This is a genomic window from Janthinobacterium sp. BHSEK, from assembly GCF_056174685.1.
This window is the reverse complement of record NZ_JBWBYV010000084.1, coordinates 1-24110: the sequence shown is the minus strand read 5'-3', so window position 1 is coordinate 24110 and position 24110 is coordinate 1. Positions and strand designations below refer to the sequence as shown.

Below are 24110 nucleotides of genomic sequence, written 5' to 3'. Positions count from 1 at the left end.
TGTTACGCGGCCTGGCGCCGCGCCGCCGGCAGGGCCAGCGAGATCGTCGTGCCGCCGCCGGGCGTGCTGTCGATGGCAAATTGCGCACCGAGCCGCTCGGCCCGTTCCTGCATGATACGCAAGCCGATCTGCAATTCCGTTTTCTTGTCGCGCAGGTTGGCGGCAAAGCCTTCGCCATCGTCGCGTACCTGCAGCGCAAAGTCGCGCCCACTTTCCACGCGCAACGCCACGTTGCTCGCTTGCGCGTGCTTGCGGATATTCGACAGCGCTTCCTGCACGATGAACAGGATCTGCAACTGCTGCTCGGGCGCCAGCGGCGCGCCGTTGCCGCTCATCTCCAGCGTGCCGGCGACGCCCGTCTGCAGCTCGAACTTGGCCAGCACTTCGCTGAGTTTGCTTTCCAGGTCGCTGCCATGCCAGCGCGTGCGGAAATTGACGAGCAATTCGCGCACGTCCTGGTAGCTTTGCTCGACGCCCATGCGCATCAGCGGCAGCACTTCGGCCGCTTCGTCGAGCTGGCCCCGGCGCACGGAATCGTCGAGCATCTGCACTTGCAGGCTGATGAAGTTCAGGCTTTGCGCGATGCTGTCGTGCAAGCCCTCGGCCAGCAGGCTGCGTTCGCGCGCCACGGCGAATTCCTTTTCGCGCGCGATCAGGCGCTGGTTTTCGATGGCGATGCCCAGGCTCTGGCCCAGCGTCTCCAGCCAGCCCTGCTGCTGCGCATGCACGGCTTGCGGGCGCGCAAAGTGCAGCGAAAAACTGCCCACCACCTGCTCGCGCGCGAGGATGGGGAAGACGGCGATGGCAATGAAACCTTCGTCCTGGCAACGGTAGCGCTGCAGCGCATCGACCTGGCGGAAATCGCGGATCTGGATCACGCCCTGCGCCACGGCCGCGCCGCACAGGCAATCGTTGTTGCGGATACAGTGTTCCTCTTCCACCATGGCGTCGGAAATACCCTCGTGCACGATGATGTGCACGGTGTCCTGCTGCGGATCGAGGATGCGCACGGTGCCGCCTTCGGCCTGCGCGAACTGCATCACGTGGCGCAGGAAGCCACGGCACAGGGCATCGATGGCGTGCTGTCCCGCCAGCAAGGTGGAAATGTCATGCAGGGTGGCCAGCTGGCGTTCCTGCGCGGCGCTCAGGCCCGATGCGGCTTGCGCCAGGCGGCGCTGGCGCCAGCGCGAGGCTGGAAGTTGTTTGCGGGAAGGTTGACTGCGCGGCGCATGCATGAAGAACTCGAATCTGAAAAGTGATACGCCCGGCAAGCGCTGCGGCCTGCCGGACTGGTGAAGGTTACAAATGGATCTCGGTACCGAGCAGCTTGACGAACTGCGCCAGCCAGGCCGGATGGGCGGGCCAGGCCGGCGCCGTGACGAACTGGCCATCCGTGACGGCGTCCGTGACGGCGATATCGGCATACGTGCCGCCCGCCAGTTTCACTTCCGGCGCGCAGGCGGGATAGGCGGAAATGCGCTTGCCACGGATGACATCGGCGGCGGCCAGCAATTGCGCGCCGTGGCAGACGGCGGCGACGGGCTTGCCCGCTTCGGCGAAATGGCGCACGGCGGCGATGACTTTCTCGTTCAGGCGCAGGTATTCGGGCGCGCGGCCGCCGGCGATCATCACGGCGTCGTAGTGGGCCGGGTCGATCTCGTCGAAGCTGGCGTTCAGGGTGAACAAATGGCCCGGCTTTTCCGTGTAGGTCTGGTCGCCCTCGAAATCGTGGATGGCCGTCTTGATCGTCTCGCCGCTTTTCTTGCCGGGGCAGACGGCATGCACGGTATGGCCCAGCATCAGCAGGGCCTGGAACGGCACCATCGTTTCATAATCTTCTGCAAAATCGCCGGTCAAAAACAGAATTTTCTTCGCTGCCATTTAGTTCTCCTATGAAAGATTGATCCCGCATCCCTGCCTGCAGGATGCACCGCAAGGCGTATCTTAGCGCGACTTGGCAGCCATACTGGATATTTATCAAACTTTTGCCACTGAATGCAGACATTTGGAGGCTGAGGCAGAATTATTTAAAGGCTCACAGGTCAAATACAGACGACCCTCTTGAAAGCCTGGCCATGAGCACCTCCACCAGCCCCCTTGCCAACCCTGCGCCTGCCCTGATCCGTATCTTCGACCATCTTGCCGATGCGCAGCAGGCCCGCAGCACCCTGCTGGGCGATGGCTTTTCCGCGCACGCCGTGCAGCTCGACACGGTCGACGACGAGGCCGTTCCCGTGCAGGGCAAGGCGGCGTGGCGCGGCATGTTCCGCCTCGTCGTCGCCATCGGCACTCCGCAGGAACGGGAACGGGCGCACGCCATCGTGCAGGCATGCAATGGCTGCGACATCGAACAGCGCACGGCCAGCCACGCGGGCAGCCAGCGCGCGGGCGCAGGTGCAGGCAAACAGGTGCTGGCAGGCTGACGCCCTCCCCCGCGCGGCGAAATTATGGCAAGATCAGCGTTCCTTCATTCCACAGCGGAACTTGCCATGATTTTTGAAATTGCCCACATCCAGATCAAATCGGCCACGCATGAAGCCTTCGAGGCGGCCGTAGCGAAAGCCGTGCCCCTGTTTCAGCGCGCGCGCGGCTGCGAATCGATGCGCCTGGAGCGTTCTATCGAAAACGGCGACGCCTACCGCCTGGTGGTCGGCTGGACGACCCTCGAAGACCATACCGTGCATTTCCGCGGCAGCGACGACTTCCAGGCATGGCGCGGCCTGGTGGGCGAATTCTTTGCCGCCCCGCCGCAGGTCGAGCACATGAACACGGTGGTCACGGGGTTTTAAGTCGGGGCTCACACTGCACGCCGTCTGCCCGCCGAGCTTGTCGGCGAGTTTGGCCGCGAAGTTGTCCGCGCAGTTGGCCGCGCAGTTGTCCGATTACGCGCGGCTTTGCCGCGCCTCGGCGGCCCCGCTAATCGGACCTACGCCACGCATAGACGCCTGGGCGCAGCTTAGACGGCAGGGTGATGGAACACCTGCCGCAGATACGCGAGGAAGGTTTCATCCTTGCACAGGGTCTTGCCCGGCGAATCCGACAATTTCGCCACGGACTGGCCATTGCAGCGCACCAGTTTCATGACGATATTGAGCGGCGTCAAACCGACGTCGTTGGTGAGATTGGTGCCGATGCCAAAACCCGTCATGATGCGGTCGGCAAAGTGCTGATACAGGGCGAAGGCCTTGTCCAGGTCCAGGCCGTCGGAAAACACGAGGCGCTTGGTGTTGGCGTCGATGCGCAGGGCCGCGTAGTGGGCCAGCGCCTTCTCGCCCCACTCGACGGGGTCGCCCGAATCGTGGCGCAAGCCGTCGAACAGCTTGGCGAAATACAGGTCGAAGTCGGCCAGGAAGGCATCCATGCCGACCACGTCCGTCAGGGCGATGCCCAGGTCGCCACGGTATTCCTGCACCCAGTCTTCCAGTGCCGCCTTTTGGAAGTCGCGCAGACGCACGCCGAAGGACTGGAACGACTGCATGTATTCATGCGCCATGGTGCCGATCGGCACGATACCGAGCTTTTTCGCCAGGTAGACATTCGACGTGCCCTTGAAATATTCGGGCACTTCGCGCGCCAGCCGTTGCACCACCTCGTCATGCCAGGCGCCGGAAAAACGCCGGCGCACGCCGAAGTCGGAAAATTCAAATGGATGCTTGCGCCGTGGCAACTTGCCGAATTCCTTGACGGCCGCCACTTTCAAGCCCAGGCGGTGGCGCCCTTCGCGCATGGCCGCATCGAGGTCGAAGCGGCGGAAGTACAGTTCGTTGATAATGTACAGCACGAAAATCTCGAAGCCCATCACATGCACCTGCGGCCCGGCCGCATGCACGATCAGGGTGTCGCCGTCCGTGCTGACGTCGATGAATTTTCTCTGAAAACGGAACACCGTCAAAAAGTCGACGAAATCGCTCTTCATGAAGCGCAAGGTGCGCAAATAGGCCAGCTCGTCGTCGGCAAACGACATCGAACACAGGTGGTCGAGCTGTTCTTCCAGCTCGCCCTTCAGTTCGGCCAGGGGAAAGGCGGTGGCGTTGCGGCAGACAAATTCGTACTCGGTATGGGTATTCGGATGACCGTGCAGCAAGGCTTGCCACATTGTAAATTTATACAGATCGGTTTCCAGCAAACTGCGCACTATCGGGGTCATGTGTGTTTTCTCCAACTTCCTGAAGCCAGAATAGTACGCCACCGCAAGCATTTCAGCAGGGTTCGCTTGCAGGAAAGCATCAATCGCCTGCGTTGGCCAACAACTCGGGCAAAACATCGGCGGACGTGGCCAGCCGCGCGCCGCGCTCATGCATGGCGGCAAGGAAGTCGCGCTGCTGCGCCGCAAAGCCCGTGACGGGACTCATGCAATCCGTCAGCAAGACCAGGCGCGACAGGGCCGCCTTGCCTTGCTGCGCTTCCAGATAATCGGCGATATGCTCGGTGCTGGCTTTGACGCAATGGCTGCCCGCTTCGCCGCAGATGTAGAGTTGCTGCGCCGGCAGCAAGGTGTCGAGGAAAGCGCGGTTGAGCTGGGTGGCCGCATCCTGCGCATCGGGCACTTCCGCCATGACGGCCGAGTAGTGCTCGGTCCACGGATTGGAACCCTTGCTCAGCTTGGCCACCACTTGCAAGTTGGCCACTTCCCAGGCGTTGTAGGCGGCGCGCACGGCCGCGTGGATATTCTGGCCCCAGCTGCCGATCTCGCAGTGTACGGGCCACACCATCAGCTGGTAGCGCCCCGCCTGCTGCAAGGCGTCGAGGTAAGCCAGCGCGCGCGGCAAGGCGCCGCTGGCGGCGGGCAGGAACAGGCGGTCGCGCACTTGCTGGGCGCTGATCTGCGTAAACGGCGGCACGGCGCCGCCATCGCCCGTGCGCCAGAAGGCGGGGTGGGCGATGTCGTAGCGGTGGTGGGCGTCGAGCGTCACGCTGATCTGCGTCAAGCCGCCGCCCCCTTCGCGGACCAGCTGCGCCACGCGCAGCATGTCGGCGTGGGCGCCGGGCACGGCCAAGGCCGGCGCCGCATCGGGCGGCAGCCAGGTGGCAGGCAAGTCGCAAAAATCGTTTTGCGGGTCGATGACGAGCAAGTGCAGCTGGCGTTTCATGGCGGTCCTCGTGCGTGGCAGGAAGTTGCATGATAATGGCAACATCGCCATCACGCCAATCAGGAGCCCGCCATGCACCTTGCCAATCGCAATAACTTGCGCCCGAACAAGTTACTCAACAGCAAATGGACGGCCGTCACGCCCGTCAACAAGGAAAAACATTTTCTCGTCATCAAGCTGTGCGCCCCAGCCACGCCGGATGAAGCGGCCACGCATGTGGAACTGGAAGCCGTGCATTCGGGCCGCGTGCACATCCTGCCCTGCCGCGCGCTGCGGGATCCCGCGCAGTGGCATCAGGGGTGGAGGACATAGCGGCGCTGGCGCCGCTCGACCAGTTTGACGGCCGCCTCGCCCGCTTCCGCCATGGCATCGGCTTCCGTCGTGAACTGGTGGTCGGCCGACACCCGGCGCTTTTTCACCAGGTTCACACGGTGCATGGGGTTGGGCGAAGGGGCATAGATGGCGACGTAGGCGCCCCATAGCTTGCAGCCCCGCAAGCGCTCTGCCGTGTAATTCACCTCATAAAAATCAACATACTTTATCGGCACGATGTGCGCTCCAAAAATGACATGGCCGGACAGCTTGTCTCTACGGACTGACGCGGTAAAAGGGGGAAAACCATGCGCTCGCGATTGCTCAGGATACTCACTTACTTATCTGCTTTTTATTACGCGGCACAGGGAAAACTTGAACGCTTGCCTGATCGCCAGGCATGGCGGCACGTCCACTGAAAGTATAGACGATGCAAAAAAATTGTTGATCGGAAACCCCGTACTGAACGCGGGGGGCACGGTGGAAATCCGCGCGCTGCCGCGCGACTGACGCGGCATGACGGGCGGCTATTTTCCTGCCTCGGCGGCGGGATGCATGGACCAGACGACGCTGAGGATTTTCCAGTCGCCATCGCGCTTGACCATCTGCCACGCTTCCACGCCGTAGTTCGACAATTTGCCGCCGACGAGGAATTCGTAGTCGAAGTTGACCCACGCCACATGGCGGTCCTGGGTGATCTTGACGTTGTAGAATTTTTCTTCCGTGCGCTGCGGTTCGCGCTTGATGAAGCTGGCGAAAGCGGCGTAGCCGCCCGCCCCGACACCGTCGAAGTGGACGTCCATCGTGTCGCGTATTTTCTTGATGAAAGCATCGTCGGCCGGCGAGGCGAACAGGATGTTGGTGTGCAACATCAGCGACGACAGCAGTTTGACGTCCTTGGCGATCAGGGCCGCCTGGAAGTCGGCGACGACTTGCTCGATGACGCGGATATCCTCGGGCGTGGAGGCGTGGCGGCCCACGTGGGGCGGCGCAGGCGGTGCAGCGGGTGCGGTCTGCGCCAGCGCCATGCCTGCCGAAAACAGGGAACAGCCGAACAGTACTGCGCTTGCCAACTTGTGCATGGGGGACTTTCATGGCGAACGGCTCGCCGGCCTGGCACGGGGCGTGCCGCCGGCAAGCTTATGTCAACCATGTCAGATTGGCAATCCCTCTTTGGAACTACGGCGGAGTAGACCTCAGGCAGCCAGGGCCTCGATCGAGGCGCGGCCCTTGGCGATCGCGCTGGCGACGGCATCCTCGCCCATGGCCACGCCTTCCGCTTGCACGAACTCGATGTCGGTGATGCCGATGAAGCCCAGCGCCGTGCGCAGATAGGTGCTCAGGTAGTCATACGCGGCGCCCGGGCCTTCGCTGTAGACGCCGCCGCTGGCCGTGAAGATCACCGCTTTCTTGCCCGTGGCCAGGCCGACGGGGCCCGTCGCCGTGTACTGGAAAGTGCGGCCCGCGCGCGCCACGTGATCGATCCACGCCTTCAGGGTCGACGGCACGGAAAAGTTGTACATGGGCGCGGCCAGCACCAGCACGTCGGCCGCCAGCAATTCGTCGACCAGGGTATCGGACAACTGCACCGCCGCTGCCGCCTGCGCGCTGCGCTGCTCGGCCGGCGTGAAGAAGGCGCCCATCACTTCTTCCGTCAGGTGCGGCACCGGTTGCGCGGACAGGTCGCGCTCGACGACGCTGGCGCCTTGCGCGGCCAGTTTCGCGACGAATTCGCCCGACAATTGACGCGACAGGGAACCGCTGTTGCGCACGCTGCTATTGATGTACAAGACCTTGCTCATGAAGTGCTCCTGGGAAAACGGGTGACGGGATGGGCCGCATCGCAGCCCTTGCATACAGCATAGTTCAGGTCTACCATCGAGAAAACCATGTAAATATAAATGATTATCATCGAATTTTTAGATAAGGAATCATCATGAGAGAACCGGGCCAGCCTTCGCTCGACCAGTTGCGCGTGTTCGTCGCCGTCATCGACGCGGGCGGCTTCGCCCACGCGGCGCGCCAGCTGCACCGCACGCAGTCGGTGATCAGCTACACCATCGCCAACCTGGAAGAACAACTGAATGTGGTGCTGCTCGACCGCGGCAAGCGCAAGCCCACACTGACGGATGCGGGCAAGGCCCTGCTGGCCGACGCGCGCGCCGTGGCCCTGAAGGTCGATGGCATGCGCGCGCGCGCCAAGGCGCTGGCCGGCGGGCTGGAGGCGGAAGTGTCGGTGGTGGTCGACGTGATGTTTCCCACCTGCGTGCTGGTGCGCGTGCTCGAGGCGTTCCAGGCGCAGTTCCCCACCGTCGCCCTGCGCCTGCGCATCGAAGCCATGGGCGCCGTGGCGCAGCTGGTGATGGATGGCAGCTGCCACATCGGCCTTGGCGGCTGGATGACGGCCACGGCCAGCGTCTTCGAGCGCCTGGCCGTCGGCCACGTGCGCCTGATTCCCGTGGCCGCGCCCAGCCACGCGCTGGCGCAGCTGGCCGGCCCGATTCCTTCCAGCGTGGCGCGCGAACACGTGCAGCTGGTACTCAGTGACCGCAGCGTGCTGACGGAAGGCCAGGATTTCGGCGTGCTGGGATTGCGCAACTGGCGCCTGGGCGACCTGGGGTCAAAACACGCGCTGCTGCGCGCGGGCCTGGGCTGGGGCAACATGCCCGAAGCGATGGTGCGCGAGGATTTGACGGAGGGACGGCTGGTGCACCTGCCGCTGGCCGTCGACAATGGCGAGAATTACCCGATTTACCTGATCCAGCGCGCCGACACGCCGCCGGGCCAGGCGGGCAAGTGGCTGACGGAGCGGTTTGCGGAGCAGCTGCCGCTGCTACCAGAAGCGGGGTTCTAGATAAGTGAGCGCGAAGGTATGATAGTGGCCCGCAGCGGGAATCTGGGGTCAGACCCTCAACACCGCCAACGCAAAGCTCAGTGCCAACGTGTCCGGGGGTCTGACCCCGGCCGTTAACGGGGTCAACCCGGGGTCAACCCGGAGTTAACTTTTAATTACAAGGATTCACATGGCCGGCATCGACGACTTCGTCAACAAGCAAAAACCAGGCGCGCGCTTCGTCATCACGGCGCAGATGCTGCGCATGACGCCGCAGCAGTTCGACGCGCTGGCGCAGGAGTGGATGGAAGACGGCGGCCCCGGCTTCGACGTGGCCGGCATCCCGCACCGGGTCGTCGTCGATGGGCAGTTTTATATTGCCAGGCTCACCGTGGCACGCCACGGCGAGCCCGAATAAAAGCTATTCGACGCCCAGCACGTGCAGGCGGCGGCGCAGGCGCGCCACTTCTTCCGATAGATCGACCACCAGCGCGGCCAGTTCCGCGTTCGCGTCGAACACGGATTCGATTTCGTGCAGGCGGCGCGCGCGCACCAGGTCCAGGCTGGTGAAGCGCCATGCCGTCAGCTGGCCCGCCGGCGGGCCGTCCTGCAGCAGCACGCCCGTCTGCACGTGCTGCACCACCCAGTCCGGCTCCACCGCGCAGGCGCGCGCCAGTTCCTCCAGGCTCAGGGCACGGTCTTCGAGCAGTTCGCCAATTACCTTGTTTGTCATGATTTACCCTCCCAGCTTCTGGCGCGGATTGAAAGCCATCTCGCGCGCCATGGTTGCATACAGTTCGCGCGCCTTGTCGTCGTTCGCCGGCGGCAGCACCACTTCCAGCAGCAGATACAGGTCGCCCGGCTGGGCGGCGGGAATGCCGCGCCCCTTCAGACGCAGCTTGCGCCCCGTCTGCGAATTGGGCGGCACCGTGACGGACACGGTGCCCGACGGCGTCGGCACGTCGATGTCGCCGCCCAGCGCCGCCTCCCACGGCGTGACGGGCACGGTCTCGAACACGTCGCGCCCTTCCACCTTGTAGCGCGCGTCGGGCCGGAAGCGGATTTCCAGGTACAAATCGCCGGCGGGCGCGCCACCGCTGCCGGGATTGCCCTGCCCCTTCATGCGCAGCTGCTGCCCTTCCGTGACGCCTTTCGGTATCGTCACTTCCAGCGTGCGCTCGCGCGTCACCACATGGCCCTGCGCATCCGCTTCGGGCACGCGCATGACGATGTGGCGCCTGGCGCCCTGGTAGCTGTCCTGCAAATCGATGGTGATGGCGGCGTGGCTGTCCTCGCCCTGCATCTGGAAACTGCCGCCGGCGCGGCGCCGCCCGCCCACGTGGGCGAACAGGTCGGCAAAGAAGTCGCTGTCGTCGGCGCCCGACGATTCGTAGCCCGAGCCCCAGTCCGGCGGCGGCCGGAAGGGCTGGCCCTGCGCGCCCTGGTTACGACCAAGTTCATCGTAGGCGGCGCGCTTTTCCGCGTCGCCCAGCACGCCGTAGGCCTCATTGAGGGCCTTGGTGCGCTTGTCGGCGTCCGGTTCCTTGCTTACGTCGGGATGGTATTTGCGCACCAGCTTGCGGTACGCCTTCTTGATGTCGGCCTCGGTCGCCGTCTTCTCGACGCCAAGCTCCTTGTAGTAGTCCTTGTATTCCACCGTGCTTGCTCCCCATGGTTGAACTGCCTATGGGAAGAGTACACGAATTGGGCCGTGGACAGCGTGCGCACAATACGCCGCCGCCCGGCAGCGGAATCAGCGCACGCGGCGCAGCGAGGAAATGCGGCGGTCGAGACCACCGTGCAGGCGGCCGTAGCTGCCTGGCCCCATCACCACGCAGCGGCCACGGAAGTTGGCATCGACGCAGAATTCCCAGCGGCCGTAATTGACGACGATCGATTCGGCGCGGTCGTTGAAGCCATAGCGGCTCAAGTCGTGCACCTCGCGGTCCAGGCGCACGGGCCGGCCGCGCATGCCGGCGTCGGGGAACAGCAGCACGGCGCCATTCATGTCGGGACGGTGTCCGCCGCCGTGGCCGGGATAGCCGGGATGAGGACGCTCCGGCTCGGGACGCGGCGGGCGCGGTGGATACGGGCGGTGATCGCCGCCGCCATGGCCCGGGCGGCCCACTTCGCGCACGGAGGAAACGGCATCGTTCATGCCCGGCATGCTGTCGTAGCGGCCAGGCTGCAGCACGCGGCAATTGCCACGGTAATTGGCGTCCTTGCACACTTCCCAGGTGCCCGAGCGCACGATGATGCTCGAGGTCTTGTCGTTAAAGCCCATGCGCGACAGGTCGCCCGTGTCGGAGCGCAGGGTGACGGGACGGCCGCGGAAACCGGCGTCCTGGAACAGCGTGATTTCGCCCGCCGATGCGGCGAGGGGGGCGAGGAAGGTGGCGGCGCACAACAGCGCGGGCCGGAAAGATCGAACCATGACAACTCCAATACTGAGACATTTTCGCCAGTGTAGACCAGGCGGCAGGCGGCGAGTGTAACAAAGGGCAAGCAAATGTCAGCGCACGGCAGCGAATGTAAAAACCGCCTGGCGGGATCAACCCGGCAGGCGGCCTGTCTGCACGACGTCAGGACGGGATCAGCGCACGCGGCGCAGCGAGGAAATCTGGTTTTCCATGCTGTTCAGACGGCCATATTCGCCCGGCCCGATCACTTCGCAGCGACCATGGAAGTTCGAATCGCTGCACACTTCCCACTGGCCCTCGTTGACGACGATGGACGAGGCGCGGTCATTGAAGTTGTAGCGCACCAGGTCTTCCGCATTGCGGTCCAGCGCCAGCGGTTCGCCGCGCATGCCCGCTTCGGGGAACAGCAGGACGGCGCCGCGCTGCTGGTATTGCGGCTGCTGGTATTGAGGATATTGCGGCTGGTCGTACTGCGGCCGCTGGTACTGATTATCGTACTGCTGCTGGCGGCGCGCTTCGCGCTCGTCGACCATGCGCGCCGACGAGACGCGCCCGTCGAGGCCGCGTCCCAGGTCGTCGTGGCGGCCAGGGCCGAAGATGCGGCACACGCCGTTGTAGTTCGAGTCGCTGCACAGCTGCCAGTAGCCGTTATAGACGACGATGCTGGTGGTGCGGTCGTTGAAACCGATACTGACGAAATCGTCCGTGTCGCGGTTCAGGCGCGCCGAGCCGCCATTCTGGCCCGCACCCGAATACACTTCCAGGGTGCCGCCACGGCCATAGCCGCCATGGCCCCGGTCCGGATCGCGTCCCGGGCGTCCCGGATTGTTGCCATCGCCTCGCCCCGACTCGCGCACCGAACTGATGGCGTCGTTCATGCCCGGCATCGAACGGTATTCGCCCGGCCCCAGGGTGCGGCAATTGCCGCGAAAACCAGCATCGGTACACACATCCCAGGTACCCGAACGCACCAGGATGCTCGATACCTTGTCGTTAAAGCCCATGCGCGACAAATCGTCCGTCGTCTCGCGCAGGTTCACCGCGCGGCCACGCAGATCGACGTCCTCGAACAAGGTGATATCGCCCGCATGGGCGGCCGCATGGGCCCCCAGCGATAGCAGCAAGGTGGCCGCGCATGCCAGCGTGTGTTTGAAAGGGCCCGTCATGATTAACTCCATTCTTCATTCTTTGGTGATGATTTGCCTGGCGGTTGCGCCAGGATGCTAGTGTAACAAATACAAGGCCACGCGGAAGGCCCGATCACGCGCTCAGTACAGGCGGCGCAGCGAGGAAATACGCTTGTCAAACGTCGTGTTCAGCACTTCATACTTGCCCGGCCCCATGCGCTCGCAGCTGCCGTTGAACTGCGAGTCCGTGCAGACTTCCCAGGTGCCTTCGTTGATGGCGAGGGATGCGGCCTGGTCGTTGAAGTTCAGGCGCACCAGGTCGCTGACGTCGCGATTCACCTGCAGCCCGGGCCCCTTCAGGAACGCGCGGCCATACAGCACCACCAGGCCCTCGTCATTTTGCGGACGGTTCTCCTCGCGCGGATCGACCAGGCGCGCCGACGACACGCGTCCGTTCAGGCTGCCCAGGTCATCGTGGCTGCCAGGCCCGAACACGCGGCAGCTGCCACGGTAGTTGGAATCGCTGCACAGCTGCCAGTAGCCGTACTCGACGCGCGCGCTGCTGGCGCGGTCGTTGAAGCTGATGTCGACCAGGTCGTCGCGGTCCGAGTTCACGCCGGCCGACGCACCGCGCTGGCCGCCATCGGCGAACAGCTCCAGTGCCGCGCGGCGGCCACCGCCGCTACCGCCGCTCCCCTGCCCCGTGCCGACTTCGCGCACGGAGGAAATCTTATCGTTCATGCCGGGCATCGAACGGTAGTCGCCCCGTTCCAGGGTCTTGCAATCGCCCTTGAAATCGGCATGCGTGCACACTTCCCAGCTGCCCGAATCGACCTGGATGCTCGAGACGGTGTCATTGAAATTGACGCGCGACAAGTCGTCCGTCGTGTCACGCAAGACGACTACGCGCCCCTTGAAATTATCATCGGTATACAGGCGGATCTCGCCGGCCTGCGCCGCGAGGTGGACAAACAGCGAACTGGCACACAGCAGAGCAAAGGCGAGCGGGCGATTCATGGGGCGGTCTCCGGTGGTGGCAAAGGTAAGTGATCGACATGACAACTGATGTCAGTGTAGCCATCCGCAGAAAAAACGGTGTAACAAAGTATGGGAAAAGCACAATAAATTGTTACCAAAAGCAATAACAAGCCCCTGCGGGCCTGTTATTGCCACTTCGCGTACCGCCTGCCCGGCGTCAGCGCACTTCGCGCACCGACGAGATGCGGTTGCTCATGCGTTCCAGGCTCGCGTACTCGCCCGGTGCCAAGGTGCGGCAGCGGCCACGGAAGCCCACGTCCTCGCACACTTCCCAATAGCCGGAGCGCACGCGCACGCTTTGCACCGTGTCATTGAAGTCGCGCTCGCGCAAATCGGCCGAAGCGTTGCTCACGCTCAAGCTGCGGCCGGCGAAATCGTCGCGCGTATAGAAGGTCAGCTCGCCGCCCAGCGAGCGCCCGGGCAAATGGCCGCGCTCGCGGTCACGGTCACGGCGGTCGTCCCAGTCGCGCCCCCGGTCGCGGTCACCGTCACGGTCGCGGCCCCGATGGCCGTCCCAGCCGCCGCGCACTTCGCGCAGCGACGTGATCTTGTTGGCGCGGCCATCGAGCGAGGGATACTCGCCCGCCTCCAGCAGGAAGCAGGCGCCGCGGAAATCGGCTTCCTCGCACGCCTCCCAGCGGCCCGAGCGCACGCGGATGCTTTGCGTCGTGTCGTTGAAACGCAGATCTTCGAGGTCGGCGACGGCGTCGCGCACGGTCTGCGAGCGGCCGTGATAATCGTCGCGCGAATACAGGGTCAGTTCGCCGGCGCCGGCCAGTTCGGCCGTCATGGCGGCGCCCAGCAACAGGGCGCAGTTCAAGGCTTTCTTCAACATGGTCTTGCTCCATAGTCAGGATATTGCGGTTGACTATTTGGTCATTTTGCCAAATAGAGCGCGCAGTCTATCCGCGACTGGCCCACTTAGCTGTAACAAATGATTACCGTGCAGGCCGCTGGGGGGGGGGGCCACGGCGGACAAGCAGGGCGAATGCCGGTAGAATCTTGTGTTTAGTCAAGCTTGCAGACCATGCCACACACTACCTCGTTCACCCTGCCCGCCATCCGCACTGAAGTCTCGTCGCTGTGGAAACTGGCCTGGCCCATCCTGATCGGCCAGCTGGCCACCGTCGGCATGGGCGCGGCCGACGTGGCGATGACGGGGCACACGAATCCCGAGGAACTGGCGGCCGTGTCGCTGGGCGCGGCCATCTGGTCCATCGTACTGGTGACGGTGAGCGGCATCATGATGGCGATCAATACCCTCGTGGCGCATGAAATCGGCGCCGCGCGCCACGACCGGGTGCCGCACATCGTGCGCCAGTCGCTATGGAAGGCGCTGCTGGTCGGCCTGGTGGCCTGCCTGCTGACGAACATGGCGGCGCTGGTATTCGACCACCTGATGCTGGAACCGGCCGTGGCCGCCAAGGCCAAGCTGTTCGTGCACATCATCAGCTGCGCGCTGCCGCCGTTCGCCGCCTACCGCGCGCTGTACGGCTACAGCACCAGCATCAACCAGACCAAGCCCGTGATGGTCATCGCGCTGGCGGCGCTGGCGCTGAACATTCTCGTCAACTACCTGCTGATCTACGGCCACTGGGGCATGCCGAAGCTGGGCGGCGTGGGCTGCGCCGTGGCCACCACCTGCTGCGTGTGGATGATGCTGCTGGCCATGCTGGCGTGGATCCGGATCGCGCCCGCCTACCGCGCCACGTATCCATTCACGCACTGGGAATGGCCGCAGTTGTCGTCCATCGGCCCCATGCTGCGCCTGGGCCTGCCCATCGGCGTCACGTATTTTGCCGAAGTGAGCGCCTTTGGCGTCATCAGCCTGCTGGTGGCGCGCTTCGGCGTGATCCAGGTGTCGGCGCACCAGATCGCCCTCAATTTCTCGTCCGTCGTCTTCATGGTGCCGCTCACCTTCGGCATCGCGCTCGTCACGCGCGTGGGCCATGCCGTGGGCGAAGCCAATCTGCGCCGCGCGCGCTTCATTTCCTGGGTGGGCGTGGCCATGTCGCTGACGGCGGCCATCGTCTCGGCCACCGTCATCACCATCTTCCGCCACCAGATCGCGCAAGCCTACACGTCCGACCCGCAGGTGCAGGAACTGTGCGCGCAGCTGCTGCTGTTCGCCGCCCTGTTCCAGCTGTCCGACGCGACGCAGGTGGCCACTTCCTGCGCCATCCGCGGCTACAAGGTGACGCGCCAGCCGATGCTGATCCAGCTGCTGGCCTTCTGGGGCTTCTCGCTGCCGATCGGCTATGTGCTGGGCCTGGCGCCGCAAGGCTTCATCTGGTCGCCGGCCGAACCGATGGCCGCCGCCGGCTTCTGGATCGGCCTGGTCACGGGCCTGACGGTGGCCGCCGTGCTGCTGACCTGGTACTTGAACCGTTTGTCGCTGCAGCGCCTGCGCGCAGCCTGAGACAAGGAGCACCCCATGCCGCAACAACGCCCCTTCAAGCAAGTCGATGTCTTCAGCAGCGTGCCGTTTCTCGGCAATCCGCTGGCCGTGGTGCTCGACGCGAATGGCCTCGACGACGCGCAGATGCAGGCCATCGCGCGCTGGACGGGCCTGTCGGAAACCACCTTCGTGCTGGCGCCGCGCGACCCGGCGGCCGATTACCGCGTGCGGATTTTTTCGCCCGAGATGGAATTCCCGTTTGCCGGCCACCCGACCCTGGGCACGGCGCACGCCCTGCTCGATGCGGGCATGCGGCCCAAGGGCACGCGCATCGTGCAGGAATGCGGCGTCGGCCTGGTACAGATAGAACGGGGCGCCGGCGGCATGCTGGCGTTCCAGGCGCCGCCCTGCGCCACGCGCGCGCTCACCCCGGCGCTGCTGCCGCTGCTGCAAACAGCGCTGGACGGAGAACCGGCCGCGGGCGCCACCGTCGCCGACATGGGGATCCGCTGGCTGTGCGTGCCGCTGGCCAGCGCCGCCGCCTGCCTGGCCGTGCGCGCCGACATCGCCGCGCTGACGCCATTGCTGGCCGCCGCCGGCGCCGACGGCCTGGCGCTGTACGGCCCGCACGCCGCCGGCGGACCGGCCGACTACGAAGTGCGCGCGCTGCTCAGCGAACACGGCGCGCTGGTGGAAGACCCCGTCACGGGCAGCGCCAACGCCTGTATCGCGCAGCTGCTGGCGGGCAGCGACTACACGGTGCGCCAGAGCACCTGCCTGCAGCGCGACGGCCGCGTGTCCGTCAGTTTCCGCGCTGGTCACGCCTGGATAGGCGGCGCATGCCTGACCGTAATCGAAGGCACGATATTGGCTTGAACGGGGCAAAGCGCCATGGAATGGGCGGCTGCTGGATATTTTTGACGAAGGAAATACGGCCAGCAACGGTTTATTCCGTGGCTGGCGCTATCGCATAAACACGCATGCTCTGGTATCGTCTTACGCTTAGGCAACGCTCAAGCTCGCCTGTACATGCAGTGCCCTTCTTCTTCCAACTACCGAGACATCCATGCGTTTTATTCTTTGTTTTCTGGCCGCGATGGCCAGCGTTCCCGCATCGGCTGAAAAGCTGACCCTGGAACGCATCCACGCCGATCCGGCGCTGGCCGGCCCCGGCGTGCGCAACCTGAAAGTCTCGCCCGACGGCGAGCGCGTCACCTTCCTGCGCGGCCGCGCCGACAACCAGTTCCAGCTCGACCTGTGGGAATTCAAGCTGAAGGACAAGAGCACGCACCGCCTGGTCGACTCGAAGGCGCTGGTGCCGAATGAAACGATTTCGCCCGAAGAGCAGGCGCGCCGCGAACGCGAGCGCACGGCCAGCCTGAACGGCATTCTCAGCTACAGCTGGTCGCCGGACGGCAAGCAGCTGCTGGTGCCGCTGGCCGACAATCTGTACCTGGTCGACGCGGCCCACCCGGACAAGGCGCGCCTGGTCACCAAGGGCAATGTGCTCGATCCGAAAATCTCGCCGAAAGGCCGCTACGTGTCGTTCGTGCGCGACCAGAACATCCATGTGATCGACCTGAAGTCGGGCCAGGAACGTCAGCTGACCACCGACGGCAAGGGCACGATCCGCAACGGCGAAGCCGAATTCGTGGCGCAGGAAGAAATGGGCCAGCGCACCGGCTACTACTGGGCGCCCGACGATTCCGCCATCGCCTATAAACGCTACGACGAAGCGCCCGTGCCCGTCGTGCGCCGCTTTGAAATCTTCGCCGACCGCACCGACGTCGTGGAGCAGCGCTACCCTGCCGCGGGCGACCCGAACGTGCTGGTGCAGCTGCTGATCGTCTCGCCGGAAACGGGCGCGCAGCGCCAGGTGGATCTGGGCACGAACCCGGACATCTATCTGGTGCGCGCCGACTGGAGCGCGGACGGCAAATCGCTCGTCTACCAGCGCCAGTCGCGCGACCAGAAGACCCTCGACCTGGTCGCCGTCGACGCGGCGACCCTGGCGCAGCGCACCCTGCTGACGGAAACATCGACAACCTGGGTCAGCATCCATGACGACCTGCGCTTCCTGTCCAACGGCACCTTCCTGTGGTCGTCCGAGCGCACGGGCCGCAACCATCTGTACCTGTACGACATGGGCGGCAAGCTGCTGCACCCCGTCACCTCCGGCGCATGGGGCATCGACAGCGTGCTGGCCGTGAACCAGAAGACCGGTAAAGTGTTCGTCGCGTCGAACCGCGACGCCGTGATCGACAAGCAGACCTACGCCCTGGCCCTCGACGGCAGCACGGCCGACAAGCCGCAGCGCGTGACGAAAGCGGACGGCTGGCACGACACGACGTTCTCGCGCAATGGCGAAGTCTTCGTCGACACGTATTCCGACCCGGCCACGCCGCCGCAAGTGAGCATCCGCCGCCCGGACGGCGCCATGGTGGGCTGGCTGGAAGAAAACGCGCTCAACGCCAGCCACCCGTACGCCAAGTACAAGGCGGACCACCTGCCGACCGAGTACGGCACCCTGAAGGCCAACGATGGCCAAACCCTGCACTATTCGATCGTCAAGCCATCGAATTTCGACGCGGGCAAGCGCTACCCCGTCTACCTGTCGACGTATGGCGGCCCGCACTCGCAGCACGTGGCGCGCCGCTGGGGCAACAACTTCGACCAGTACATGGCGCAGCAGGGTTTTGTCGTCTTCCGCCTCGATAACCGGGGTTCGTCGCGCCGCGAGCGCGCGTTCACGGACGCGATTTATCACAAGCTGGGCGCGGCCGAAGTGGCGGACCAGTTGGTGGGCATCGACTGGCTGGGCAAGCAAAGCTTCGTCGATCCTAAACGCATCGGCGTGTTCGGCTGGAGCTACGGCGGCTTCATGACCCTGCGTTTGCTGTCGGCCGCGTCCGACAAGATCGCCATGGGCGTGTCGGTGGCGCCCGTGACCGACTGGTCGCTGTACGACACCCACTACACGGAGCAATTCCTCGGCATGCCGAAGGAAAACGTGGAGGGCTACAAGGCCAGCACCGTGTTCGCCCACCTGGACGGCCTGAAGTCGCCGCTGCTGCTGGTGCACGGCATGGCCGACGACAACGTCCTGTTCAGCAACAGCACGCGACTGATCGACGCGCTGGTCAACCGCGGCGTGCAGTTCGACCTGATGACGTATCCGGGCGCCAAGCACGGCATCTCGTCGCGCGCGGGCCAGCGCCACGTGTACAAGAAAATCGAGCTGTTCTTCAAGCAGAACCTGATGAAGCCGGCACAGTAAGCTTGCGCTGCATCAAATAAAAAACCGCCGCCTGTCTCGCGACAGGCGGCGGTTTTTACATTCTTGCTGCCAGAATTAAGGCTTGCGCGTGATGGTCTCTACTGCATCTTTCACATCGCCAACTTTCTTCTGCACTTTGCCTTCGACCTGGTTTGCCAGGCCCTTGGCTTGCTGTTCTTCGCTGCCGACGACTTTGCCAGCGGCTTCCTGGATTTTACCGCCGACTTCCTTCAGTTTACCTTCGACTTGATCTTTGTTCATGATGGATCCTCACTGTAGTTGGTACATCTGTTGTCCAGCCCCAAAGGGCCGGTACTGCGGCTCACACGCTGCTTGTTGCGTGTCGATGTGTCCATAGTACGCAGTGGGGATCAAAGGCTCTGTACGGTTCCTAACACAGTGCCAACATCGTCGATCAGGCCGTCAAATCCTTGCGCCACACGGTGGCCAGCCACGGCTGCTGGTCGCGCGGCAAGCCCGGCGGGCGGTAGTACTGCTCGACCAAGGTAAAACCGGCCGCCTGCACGTACGCGGCCCACGTCGCTTCGTCGTGATAGCTGCCATAGCGCGCGCCATTCCAGCCTTCCTGGTTCTGCCCGCGCGGGTTCGAGCTGAACAGCACGCCGCCCTCCTTCAGGCACGCGTGCAGGGCGCGCAGCACGCCGGGCAAGGCGGCGCTGGGCACGTGGAACAGCACGGCATTCGCGAACACGCCGTCGAAGTGCGCGGCGGGCAGGTCGAGGTCGACGAAATCCTGCTGCCACACGGTGCAGCCGCTGTAGGCGCGCGCCATCTCGACGAAACGTGGGCAGCCATCGACGCCCGTCGCGTGGTGGCCCAGGGCCGTGAACGCCTTCAGGTCGCGCCCGGGGCCGCAGCCCAGGTCGAGGATGGCCAGCGGCGCCGGCTTGCCGATGGCGTTCAGCAGCGCGCCGATATTCTGGCTGACGTCGTGGTCGCGCGTGCCTTCGAAAAACTGCTCGGCACTGGCATCGTAGTGGGCCAGGGTGCGGCCCGTGATGGCGTGGATGGGGTCTTGCTGGTCGTGCGGCGGGGTCGGTTTCATGGCGGTCCTGTCGATATGTTCCGCCATTTTACGGTGCCGGCGCGTCGGGCGTCCGGCACCGTCCATGATTACCAGACGCGTACGCGCTGTTCCGGCGCCAGGTACAGCTGCAGCCCCGGCTTGACGTCGAAGGCCGGGTACCAGGCGTCGAGGTTGCGCACGGTGGCGGCGCGGTATTGCGCCGGCGCATGGCCATCCGTGAGGATTTGCTGGCGCGCCGCCGCTTCGCGCGCCTTGCTGCGCCAGCTGACGCCGTAGCCGATGAAGAACGCGCGGTCCGCGTCCGGCTGCGCCGGCTTGCCCTGCTGCGACAGGGTGAACGCGTCATGCGCGGCCGCCACGCCAGCCAGGTCGGCCAGGTTTTCGCTCAGGGTCAGCTGGCCATTCACGGCCAGGTCCGGGAACGGTTTGTAGGCCGCGAACTGCGCCACCAAATGCTTGGATGCCGACTGGAAATGCGCCAGGTCGGCCGGCGTCCACCAGTCGCGCAGCTTGCCCTGGGCGTCGAACTGCGCGCCCTGGTCGTCGAAGCTGTGGCTGATCTCGTGGCCGATGGTGGCGCCGATGCCGCCATAGTTGGCCGCATCGGACGCTTGCGGGTCGAAGAATGGCGGCTGCAGGATGGCGGCCGGAAAGTTCAGTGCATTTTGCAGCGGCAAGTTGACGGCATTGACCAGCTGCGCCGGCATGGCCCAGGCCTTGCGGTCGGGCGACTGGCCCAGCTTGGCCAGCTCCTGCCGGTAATGAAACTGTTCCGCCCGCTGCACATTGCCCAGCGCATCGCCGCGCACCACGCGCAAGCCCGCATAGTTTTCCCACCGTTCCGGGTAGCCCACGCCCACGTACAGGGTCTTGAGTTTTTCCTGCGCCTGCGCCTTGGTGGCCGGCGCCATCCAGTCCAGCTTGTCGATGCGGCGCGAGAAGGCGGCGACGATATTCGTCACCATGTCTTGCACGCGGGCTTTCGATTCAGGCGGGAAATAGCGTTCCACGTACAGCTTGCCGACGGCGTCGCTCAGGGCCGCATTCGTCGCGGCCAGCGCCCGCTTGCTGCGCAGCGACTGCTGCGGCGTGCCGCTCAGGACGCTGCCATAGAAGGCGAAGCGCTGGTCGGCGGCCGCCTTCGGCAAGATGGTGCTGAAATGGTTGATCGCGTGGAAGGCCAGGAAATCCTTCCAGGTGGCCAGCGGCACGCTCGCCACCAGCGCGGCGCTGCCCGTCATGGCCGTCGGATGCCAGACGATGAAATCCGTCTGCTGGCCCAGCCCTGCCGCCTGGAAAAAGGCTTTCCAGTCGAGGCCCGGCGCCTTGCTGGCGAAGTCGGCGGCGCGCCACGCATTATTGCCCTTGGCGACATCGGCCGAATCCTCGCGGCTGGCGTGACTTGCGGCAATTTGCTGTTCCAGCGCAAACACGCGCGCGGCGCGGGCCGGCGCATCGCGGTAGCCGGCCTGCTGGAGCATGGCGGCGATATGCGCCTGGTAGCCCGCGCGCAAGCCCTGCATGCGCGCGCTGTCGCTCTGGTAGAACGCGCGGTCGGGCAAGCCCAGTCCGCCCTGCAGCAGGTAGGCCACATTGCGCGTGGTGTCGTTCAAGTCTTGCGCCACCCACAGGCCGAACAGGTTTTCCGTATAAAAATTGGTGGAATTGAGCGGATCGACGTCGGCGCGCAGACTCTCGCCCAGCGCGCGGGCCAGCCCTGCCCGGTCGCGTATGCCATCGATCTTCTTGAGCAGCGGCTTGATCGGCGCCCAGCCTTTCGCTTCGATAGCCGCTTCATCCATCCAGGAGCGGTAGAAATCGCTGACCTGGCGCGCCGATGCATCGGCCTGCGGCGCCGCGGCCAGGCCTTCGACGAGGCCAATGATGCGCTCGTTGGTGGCGTTGGCGAGGATGGCGAACGAGCCCCAGCTGCTGCGGTCGGCGGGAATCTCCGTGCTGCGCAGCCAGTCGCCATTCACGTAATCGTAGAAATCGTCGCCGGGCAAGGCCTTCGCGGCAGCGGGGACGGCGGCGCTGGCGGCCCCTTGCTGGCCATGCGCCTGGACAGGCAAACCGGTCAGCAAGACGCCGGCCAGGATGAGGATAATGGCAGCCTGGACTGGCGTCCGGGACCAGGAAAAACGCAAACCGTGCATGGCGATCCTTTCGATGTAATAGCCAAAATCATACCCTGAAAACCCTGCCTTTTTAGGTGAAAAACCGTCCCCTAAATTTTTTGCATGCGGACAAAAAAATCGGCATATAGTTGCACGACTGCACGCCGTACCGCGCGAACGCCAAGGAGATTGCCATGCAACTGGAAGCGCTGTTCCAGCATCCCCACGCCCTGCCTGCCGCCCCGAAGATCGTCGATGAACTGGTGCGCAGTTTCGACAATCCTGCCATCGCCACCGAAGACATCGCGCGCCAGCTGGGAGCGGACCCGGCCTTGAGCGCCAAGCTGCTGCGGCTGGCCAACTCGGCCTATTACCACGTCTCGCGCAGCATCGGCACGGTGGAAGACGCCGTGCTGATGCTCGGTTTTGTTACCGTGCGCACTCTCGTCATCAGTTCCGGCCTCGTCAGCGGTTTCAAGGCCGTGCCGGGCCTGAATTTACCGCAATTCTGGCGCTACAGCCTGCACAGCGCCGTGTCGGCCCGCTGGATCGCGAGGCAGACGGGCGACAACCAGGACCTGGCCTTCACCATCGGCATGATGCATGCGATCGGGCAACTGGTGATCCACGCCGCCATGCCCGAGCAAGCCATGCAGCTCGACAAGATTGCCCCGCCGCTCGATGCGCGCCGGCTCGACGCGGAACGGGTATCGCTGGGCTACGATTATGCGCAGGTGGGCGCCGAACTGGCGCGCCGCTGGAAGTTTCCGCCCGCCTTTGCCGAGGCCATCGCCGCCTTTCCCGCTCCGCTGGCCAAGGCACCGTTGAACCGCCTGGCCGCCATCATCCACCTGGCCGCCTGGCGCGCGCGCATCGAGGAAAATGCCTTGAGCAATGAAGAAATCATCGCCTGCTATCCCAACGAGGTGGCCGAAGCGCTCGGTTTGCCACCGTCCGTGCTGGTCGACAGGATGCCGCCGCCGGCCGAACTGAGCGCAGGACTGGAAGAACTCGTCAAATAAATCCACCGCTGCCGGCATCGCCACCCCGGCATCCATGGGGGTTTGCGGACGATGCCGGCGGCCAGCCAGAAAACATCCAAATTATTTTCACTTTTTTTTCAAAAACACCCTCAAGTTCCCGTTGGACCCGCCGTTAATCTAGACAAGCGGTAATCCATTCACTAGTTACGGGTGTGCTCATGACCTCCAACGACGTTCTCTCGATGTATGAAAATATTGCAGGAATGACCAATAAAATGGTCGTGGCCGCACGTTCGAGCGACTGGAATGACTTGGATGCCCTGGAAAACCAGTGCGCCAGCGCCGCCAGCGCAACCATGGCGGGCAAGGTACCTGCCCTGGCCGGCGCCTCGCGCCTGCGCAAGATCGACTTGCTCAAGCAAATCCTGGCCAATGACCGCGAAATCCGCGCCATCACGGAACCGTGGATGACGCAGCTGTCGAACGCCATGCCAGGTTCGCGCGCCCGCATGTAAGCCAAGAGGCAGGCAAGTCGCCGCGCCAGAAACGACAAAAGCACCCGAGGGTGCTTTTTTTACGTCTGCCGCCTTGCCAGGGAGCGCCATCTGCGGCGCTCAAAAAGCAAGGTGGGGAATGTGGAAGGCGAGCCCCAGGTATCTCCTGGCGTCGCCTCGCTGCCGGTTGCATCCGGCGTTCGCGAGCACATCGTCGGCATCGCAAACCGCTTCCAGACCCAGGCGTTTATGCAACGCTACACCTGGTTTGCCGCGCCACACTATCGTTGGTGACTGCGCCAGGCTGGGGCTGTTTTGTCGTAGAGCAAGTCCACTGAATTAATCATATCACCATCTTTAAAAAATAGGCAACACGATAGACGTACATTTTCTGTCTTTTTTGAATATCTTTTTTTATATCAATTTTTAGCACGGCCCCGCACACAATTTAACGCGAGAACGGCTCCGCTTCCGGCTCGGCCGCCCCTTCCTCCACCGCCTCCGTCAACACGGGCACCTCCTTCTTCCTGCGGCCGAACGGCTTGCGCAGCAAGACCCAGTATTTCGACGGCGCGCCCGGTTCCACCGCTTGCCTGCGCTTGCGCACGGCATACACGATGAGCGCCGTCAGCAGCAGGAAGAGCACAGTGCCGATACCGAGCCACAGCAAGCCGTTGCCGCCCGATTTCTTTTCCTTGTCGGCCGCAGGCGCCGCGTGCAGGGGTTTGGGCTTGGCATGGGGCGCTTCCGCCACGGCTGGCGCGGCAGCGGGCGGCACGGCGGCCGTGGCGGCGGCAGGCAGGGCCAGCGCCTTTTGCAAGACGCCGATCTTGCCTTCCAGCTCGCCGAGCTTTTCATTCAAGGCCGTATTTTTCTCGTCCAGCGCCATGCACGCTGCCGCCTGCCCCGCATCCGCCTGCGGCGCGCAGGCGGCCACGGGCGCCGTGGCGCGGCGCAATGGCGGCGGGCGCAG

Annotated in this window: 26 protein-coding genes and 1 pseudogene; 10 read left to right on the top strand and 17 right to left on the bottom strand. The window is 64.3% G+C overall.

The window, feature by feature from the left end; genetic code table 11:
* Nucleotides 1-2: 2 nt before the first annotated feature.
* Both AC0V2Y_RS24685 and AC0V2Y_RS24680 read right to left on the bottom strand, forming a co-directional pair.
* Entirely contained in the window at nucleotides 3-1235 is a 1233-nt protein-coding gene (locus tag AC0V2Y_RS24685; RefSeq protein ID WP_475417461.1) for a GAF domain-containing sensor histidine kinase, read from the bottom strand.
* Nucleotides 1236-1299: 64 nt separating this feature from the next.
* Nucleotides 1300-1881, bottom strand: a complete 582-nt coding sequence (locus AC0V2Y_RS24680) for a DJ-1/PfpI family protein (protein ID WP_287777691.1) — start codon at nucleotides 1879-1881, stop codon at nucleotides 1300-1302.
* 194 nt (nucleotides 1882-2075) lie between these two features.
* Between AC0V2Y_RS24680 and AC0V2Y_RS24675 the strand changes: the two genes are divergently transcribed.
* Together AC0V2Y_RS24675 and AC0V2Y_RS24670 are read left to right on the top strand one after the other, a co-directional pair.
* Nucleotides 2076-2423 carry a hypothetical protein gene (locus AC0V2Y_RS24675; RefSeq protein ID WP_475417460.1) on the top strand — a complete coding sequence of 116 codons (348 nt, stop codon included), beginning with the start codon at nucleotides 2076-2078 and terminating at the stop codon, nucleotides 2421-2423.
* A 66-nt stretch (nucleotides 2424-2489) separates the two neighbouring features.
* Complete coding sequence (locus AC0V2Y_RS24670) at nucleotides 2490-2789, top strand: antibiotic biosynthesis monooxygenase family protein (protein WP_070221804.1); 300 nt, start codon at nucleotides 2490-2492, stop codon at nucleotides 2787-2789.
* A 167-nt stretch (nucleotides 2790-2956) separates the two neighbouring features.
* On the opposite strand, the gene pncB is transcribed toward AC0V2Y_RS24670, so the two are convergent.
* The gene (pncB, locus tag AC0V2Y_RS24665) at nucleotides 2957-4147 is read right to left on the bottom strand and encodes a nicotinate phosphoribosyltransferase (RefSeq protein ID WP_070221805.1); all 1191 of its coding nucleotides are present in this window, start codon (nucleotides 4145-4147) and stop codon (nucleotides 2957-2959) included.
* A 79-nt stretch (nucleotides 4148-4226) separates the two neighbouring features.
* A complete protein-coding gene (locus AC0V2Y_RS24660; RefSeq protein ID WP_475417459.1) occupies nucleotides 4227-5090 on the bottom strand; it encodes a cysteine hydrolase family protein in 864 nt (287 codons plus the stop codon).
* Between the two features lie 72 nt (nucleotides 5091-5162).
* Between AC0V2Y_RS24660 and AC0V2Y_RS24655 the strand changes: the two genes are divergently transcribed.
* Nucleotides 5163-5402 (top strand): TIGR02450 family Trp-rich protein, encoded by a 240-nt coding sequence (locus AC0V2Y_RS24655; RefSeq protein WP_475417458.1) that lies wholly within the window; start codon nucleotides 5163-5165, stop codon nucleotides 5400-5402.
* Here the strand turns inward: AC0V2Y_RS24655 and AC0V2Y_RS24650 are convergent.
* From AC0V2Y_RS24650 to AC0V2Y_RS24640, 3 genes are all read right to left on the bottom strand, one after another.
* Nucleotides 5384-5608 carry a hypothetical protein gene (locus AC0V2Y_RS24650; RefSeq protein ID WP_475417457.1) on the bottom strand — a complete coding sequence of 75 codons (225 nt, stop codon included), beginning with the start codon at nucleotides 5606-5608 and terminating at the stop codon, nucleotides 5384-5386. The genes AC0V2Y_RS24655 and AC0V2Y_RS24650 overlap by 19 nt on opposite strands.
* A gap of 321 nt (nucleotides 5609-5929) precedes the next feature.
* The gene (locus AC0V2Y_RS24645) at nucleotides 5930-6484 is read right to left on the bottom strand and encodes a nuclear transport factor 2 family protein (RefSeq protein WP_475417456.1); all 555 of its coding nucleotides are present in this window, start codon (nucleotides 6482-6484) and stop codon (nucleotides 5930-5932) included.
* Between the two features lie 114 nt (nucleotides 6485-6598).
* Complete coding sequence (locus AC0V2Y_RS24640; protein ID WP_475417455.1) at nucleotides 6599-7204, bottom strand: FMN-dependent NADH-azoreductase; 606 nt, start codon at nucleotides 7202-7204, stop codon at nucleotides 6599-6601.
* 134 nt (nucleotides 7205-7338) lie between these two features.
* On the opposite strand from AC0V2Y_RS24640, the gene AC0V2Y_RS24635 reads away from it, so the two are divergent.
* Complete coding sequence (locus AC0V2Y_RS24635) at nucleotides 7339-8256, top strand: LysR family transcriptional regulator (RefSeq protein ID WP_099410583.1); 918 nt, start codon at nucleotides 7339-7341, stop codon at nucleotides 8254-8256.
* Between the two features lie 169 nt (nucleotides 8257-8425).
* Nucleotides 8426-8653 (top strand): hypothetical protein, encoded by a 228-nt coding sequence (locus AC0V2Y_RS24630; RefSeq protein ID WP_475417454.1) that lies wholly within the window; start codon nucleotides 8426-8428, stop codon nucleotides 8651-8653.
* A 3-nt stretch (nucleotides 8654-8656) separates the two neighbouring features.
* On the opposite strand, the gene AC0V2Y_RS24625 is transcribed toward AC0V2Y_RS24630, so the two are convergent.
* From AC0V2Y_RS24625 to AC0V2Y_RS24600, 6 genes are all read right to left on the bottom strand, one after another.
* On the bottom strand, nucleotides 8657-8968 hold the full coding sequence (locus AC0V2Y_RS24625; protein WP_034759737.1) for a chaperone modulator CbpM: 312 nt from the start codon (nucleotides 8966-8968) through the stop codon (nucleotides 8657-8659).
* 3 nt (nucleotides 8969-8971) lie between these two features.
* Complete coding sequence (locus AC0V2Y_RS24620) at nucleotides 8972-9892, bottom strand: DnaJ C-terminal domain-containing protein (protein WP_475417453.1); 921 nt, start codon at nucleotides 9890-9892, stop codon at nucleotides 8972-8974.
* 96 nt (nucleotides 9893-9988) lie between these two features.
* Nucleotides 9989-10669 carry a beta/gamma crystallin-related protein gene (locus AC0V2Y_RS24615; protein WP_475417452.1) on the bottom strand — a complete coding sequence of 227 codons (681 nt, stop codon included), beginning with the start codon at nucleotides 10667-10669 and terminating at the stop codon, nucleotides 9989-9991.
* A 159-nt stretch (nucleotides 10670-10828) separates the two neighbouring features.
* Nucleotides 10829-11821, bottom strand: coding sequence for a beta/gamma crystallin-related protein (locus tag AC0V2Y_RS24610; RefSeq protein WP_475417451.1), 993 nt, complete (start codon nucleotides 11819-11821; stop codon nucleotides 10829-10831).
* A gap of 102 nt (nucleotides 11822-11923) precedes the next feature.
* Nucleotides 11924-12799, bottom strand: a complete 876-nt coding sequence (locus AC0V2Y_RS24605; RefSeq protein WP_475417450.1) for a beta/gamma crystallin-related protein — start codon at nucleotides 12797-12799, stop codon at nucleotides 11924-11926.
* A gap of 178 nt (nucleotides 12800-12977) precedes the next feature.
* Complete coding sequence (locus AC0V2Y_RS24600; RefSeq protein WP_475417449.1) at nucleotides 12978-13655, bottom strand: beta/gamma crystallin family protein; 678 nt, start codon at nucleotides 13653-13655, stop codon at nucleotides 12978-12980.
* A gap of 192 nt (nucleotides 13656-13847) precedes the next feature.
* On the opposite strand from AC0V2Y_RS24600, the gene AC0V2Y_RS24595 reads away from it, so the two are divergent.
* The 3 genes from AC0V2Y_RS24595 to AC0V2Y_RS24585 all read left to right on the top strand — a co-directional run bounded on the left by AC0V2Y_RS24595 (nucleotide 13848) and on the right by AC0V2Y_RS24585 (nucleotide 18495).
* Nucleotides 13848-15239 carry an MATE family efflux transporter gene (locus AC0V2Y_RS24595; RefSeq protein WP_475417448.1) on the top strand — a complete coding sequence of 464 codons (1392 nt, stop codon included), beginning with the start codon at nucleotides 13848-13850 and terminating at the stop codon, nucleotides 15237-15239.
* A gap of 15 nt (nucleotides 15240-15254) precedes the next feature.
* Entirely contained in the window at nucleotides 15255-16094 is an 840-nt protein-coding gene (locus AC0V2Y_RS24590; protein ID WP_475417447.1) for a PhzF family phenazine biosynthesis protein, read from the top strand.
* A gap of 190 nt (nucleotides 16095-16284) precedes the next feature.
* The gene (locus tag AC0V2Y_RS24585) at nucleotides 16285-18495 is read left to right on the top strand and encodes a S9 family peptidase (RefSeq protein ID WP_475417446.1); all 2211 of its coding nucleotides are present in this window, start codon (nucleotides 16285-16287) and stop codon (nucleotides 18493-18495) included.
* 75 nt (nucleotides 18496-18570) lie between these two features.
* Here AC0V2Y_RS24585 and AC0V2Y_RS24580 read toward each other — a convergent pair whose 3' ends face one another.
* The 3 genes from AC0V2Y_RS24580 to AC0V2Y_RS24570 all read right to left on the bottom strand — a co-directional run bounded on the left by AC0V2Y_RS24580 (nucleotide 18571) and on the right by AC0V2Y_RS24570 (nucleotide 21699).
* Nucleotides 18571-18756, bottom strand: coding sequence for a CsbD family protein (locus AC0V2Y_RS24580; RefSeq protein ID WP_116743435.1), 186 nt, complete (start codon nucleotides 18754-18756; stop codon nucleotides 18571-18573).
* Between the two features lie 154 nt (nucleotides 18757-18910).
* On the bottom strand, nucleotides 18911-19561 hold the full coding sequence (locus AC0V2Y_RS24575; RefSeq protein ID WP_475417445.1) for a class I SAM-dependent methyltransferase: 651 nt from the start codon (nucleotides 19559-19561) through the stop codon (nucleotides 18911-18913).
* 68 nt (nucleotides 19562-19629) lie between these two features.
* A complete protein-coding gene (locus AC0V2Y_RS24570) occupies nucleotides 19630-21699 on the bottom strand; it encodes a M13 family metallopeptidase (protein ID WP_475417444.1) in 2070 nt (689 codons plus the stop codon).
* 155 nt (nucleotides 21700-21854) lie between these two features.
* Between AC0V2Y_RS24570 and AC0V2Y_RS24565 the strand changes: the two genes are divergently transcribed.
* Together AC0V2Y_RS24565 and AC0V2Y_RS24560 are read left to right on the top strand one after the other, a co-directional pair.
* A complete protein-coding gene (locus AC0V2Y_RS24565) occupies nucleotides 21855-22682 on the top strand; it encodes an HDOD domain-containing protein (RefSeq protein WP_475417443.1) in 828 nt (275 codons plus the stop codon).
* Nucleotides 22683-22861: 179 nt separating this feature from the next.
* Nucleotides 22862-23158, top strand: a complete 297-nt coding sequence (locus AC0V2Y_RS24560; RefSeq protein WP_475417442.1) for a flagellar protein FliT — start codon at nucleotides 22862-22864, stop codon at nucleotides 23156-23158.
* Between the two features lie 427 nt (nucleotides 23159-23585).
* Here AC0V2Y_RS24560 and AC0V2Y_RS24555 read toward each other — a convergent pair.
* Nucleotides 23586-24110, bottom strand: a pseudogene (locus AC0V2Y_RS24555) (hypothetical protein); the annotation flags it as partial.

What these genes read in the sequence shown, in the direction of transcription:
- AC0V2Y_RS24655 (WP_475417458.1), top strand. Translation starts at nt 5,163, where the DNA reads ATGCACCTTGCCAATCGCAATAACTTGCGCCCGAACAAGTTACTCAAC.
- AC0V2Y_RS24625 (WP_034759737.1), bottom strand. Translation starts at nt 8,968, where the DNA reads ATGACAAACAAGGTAATTGGCGAACTGCTCGAAGACCGTGCCCTGAGC.
- AC0V2Y_RS24630 (WP_475417454.1), top strand. Translation starts at nt 8,426, where the DNA reads ATGGCCGGCATCGACGACTTCGTCAACAAGCAAAAACCAGGCGCGCGC.
- AC0V2Y_RS24565 (WP_475417443.1), top strand. Translation starts at nt 21,855, where the DNA reads ATGCAACTGGAAGCGCTGTTCCAGCATCCCCACGCCCTGCCTGCCGCC.
- AC0V2Y_RS24610 (WP_475417451.1), bottom strand. Translation starts at nt 11,821, where the DNA reads ATGACGGGCCCTTTCAAACACACGCTGGCATGCGCGGCCACCTTGCTG.
- AC0V2Y_RS24680 (WP_287777691.1), bottom strand. Translation starts at nt 1,881, where the DNA reads ATGGCAGCGAAGAAAATTCTGTTTTTGACCGGCGATTTTGCAGAAGAT.
- AC0V2Y_RS24600 (WP_475417449.1), bottom strand. Translation starts at nt 13,655, where the DNA reads ATGTTGAAGAAAGCCTTGAACTGCGCCCTGTTGCTGGGCGCCGCCATG.
- AC0V2Y_RS24685 (WP_475417461.1), bottom strand. Translation starts at nt 1,235, where the DNA reads ATGCATGCGCCGCGCAGTCAACCTTCCCGCAAACAACTTCCAGCCTCG.
- AC0V2Y_RS24660 (WP_475417459.1), bottom strand. Translation starts at nt 5,090, where the DNA reads ATGAAACGCCAGCTGCACTTGCTCGTCATCGACCCGCAAAACGATTTT.
- AC0V2Y_RS24635 (WP_099410583.1), top strand. Translation starts at nt 7,339, where the DNA reads ATGAGAGAACCGGGCCAGCCTTCGCTCGACCAGTTGCGCGTGTTCGTC.
- AC0V2Y_RS24595 (WP_475417448.1), top strand. Translation starts at nt 13,848, where the DNA reads ATGCCACACACTACCTCGTTCACCCTGCCCGCCATCCGCACTGAAGTC.
- pncB (WP_070221805.1), bottom strand. Translation starts at nt 4,147, where the DNA reads ATGACCCCGATAGTGCGCAGTTTGCTGGAAACCGATCTGTATAAATTT.
- AC0V2Y_RS24580 (WP_116743435.1), bottom strand. Translation starts at nt 18,756, where the DNA reads ATGAACAAAGATCAAGTCGAAGGTAAACTGAAGGAAGTCGGCGGTAAA.
- AC0V2Y_RS24605 (WP_475417450.1), bottom strand. Translation starts at nt 12,799, where the DNA reads ATGAATCGCCCGCTCGCCTTTGCTCTGCTGTGTGCCAGTTCGCTGTTT.
- AC0V2Y_RS24575 (WP_475417445.1), bottom strand. Translation starts at nt 19,561, where the DNA reads ATGAAACCGACCCCGCCGCACGACCAGCAAGACCCCATCCACGCCATC.
- AC0V2Y_RS24615 (WP_475417452.1), bottom strand. Translation starts at nt 10,669, where the DNA reads ATGGTTCGATCTTTCCGGCCCGCGCTGTTGTGCGCCGCCACCTTCCTC.
- AC0V2Y_RS24560 (WP_475417442.1), top strand. Translation starts at nt 22,862, where the DNA reads ATGACCTCCAACGACGTTCTCTCGATGTATGAAAATATTGCAGGAATG.
- AC0V2Y_RS24645 (WP_475417456.1), bottom strand. Translation starts at nt 6,484, where the DNA reads ATGCACAAGTTGGCAAGCGCAGTACTGTTCGGCTGTTCCCTGTTTTCG.
- AC0V2Y_RS24570 (WP_475417444.1), bottom strand. Translation starts at nt 21,699, where the DNA reads ATGCACGGTTTGCGTTTTTCCTGGTCCCGGACGCCAGTCCAGGCTGCC.
- AC0V2Y_RS24675 (WP_475417460.1), top strand. Translation starts at nt 2,076, where the DNA reads ATGAGCACCTCCACCAGCCCCCTTGCCAACCCTGCGCCTGCCCTGATC.
- AC0V2Y_RS24670 (WP_070221804.1), top strand. Translation starts at nt 2,490, where the DNA reads ATGATTTTTGAAATTGCCCACATCCAGATCAAATCGGCCACGCATGAA.
- AC0V2Y_RS24585 (WP_475417446.1), top strand. Translation starts at nt 16,285, where the DNA reads ATGCGTTTTATTCTTTGTTTTCTGGCCGCGATGGCCAGCGTTCCCGCA.
- AC0V2Y_RS24640 (WP_475417455.1), bottom strand. Translation starts at nt 7,204, where the DNA reads ATGAGCAAGGTCTTGTACATCAATAGCAGCGTGCGCAACAGCGGTTCC.
- AC0V2Y_RS24590 (WP_475417447.1), top strand. Translation starts at nt 15,255, where the DNA reads ATGCCGCAACAACGCCCCTTCAAGCAAGTCGATGTCTTCAGCAGCGTG.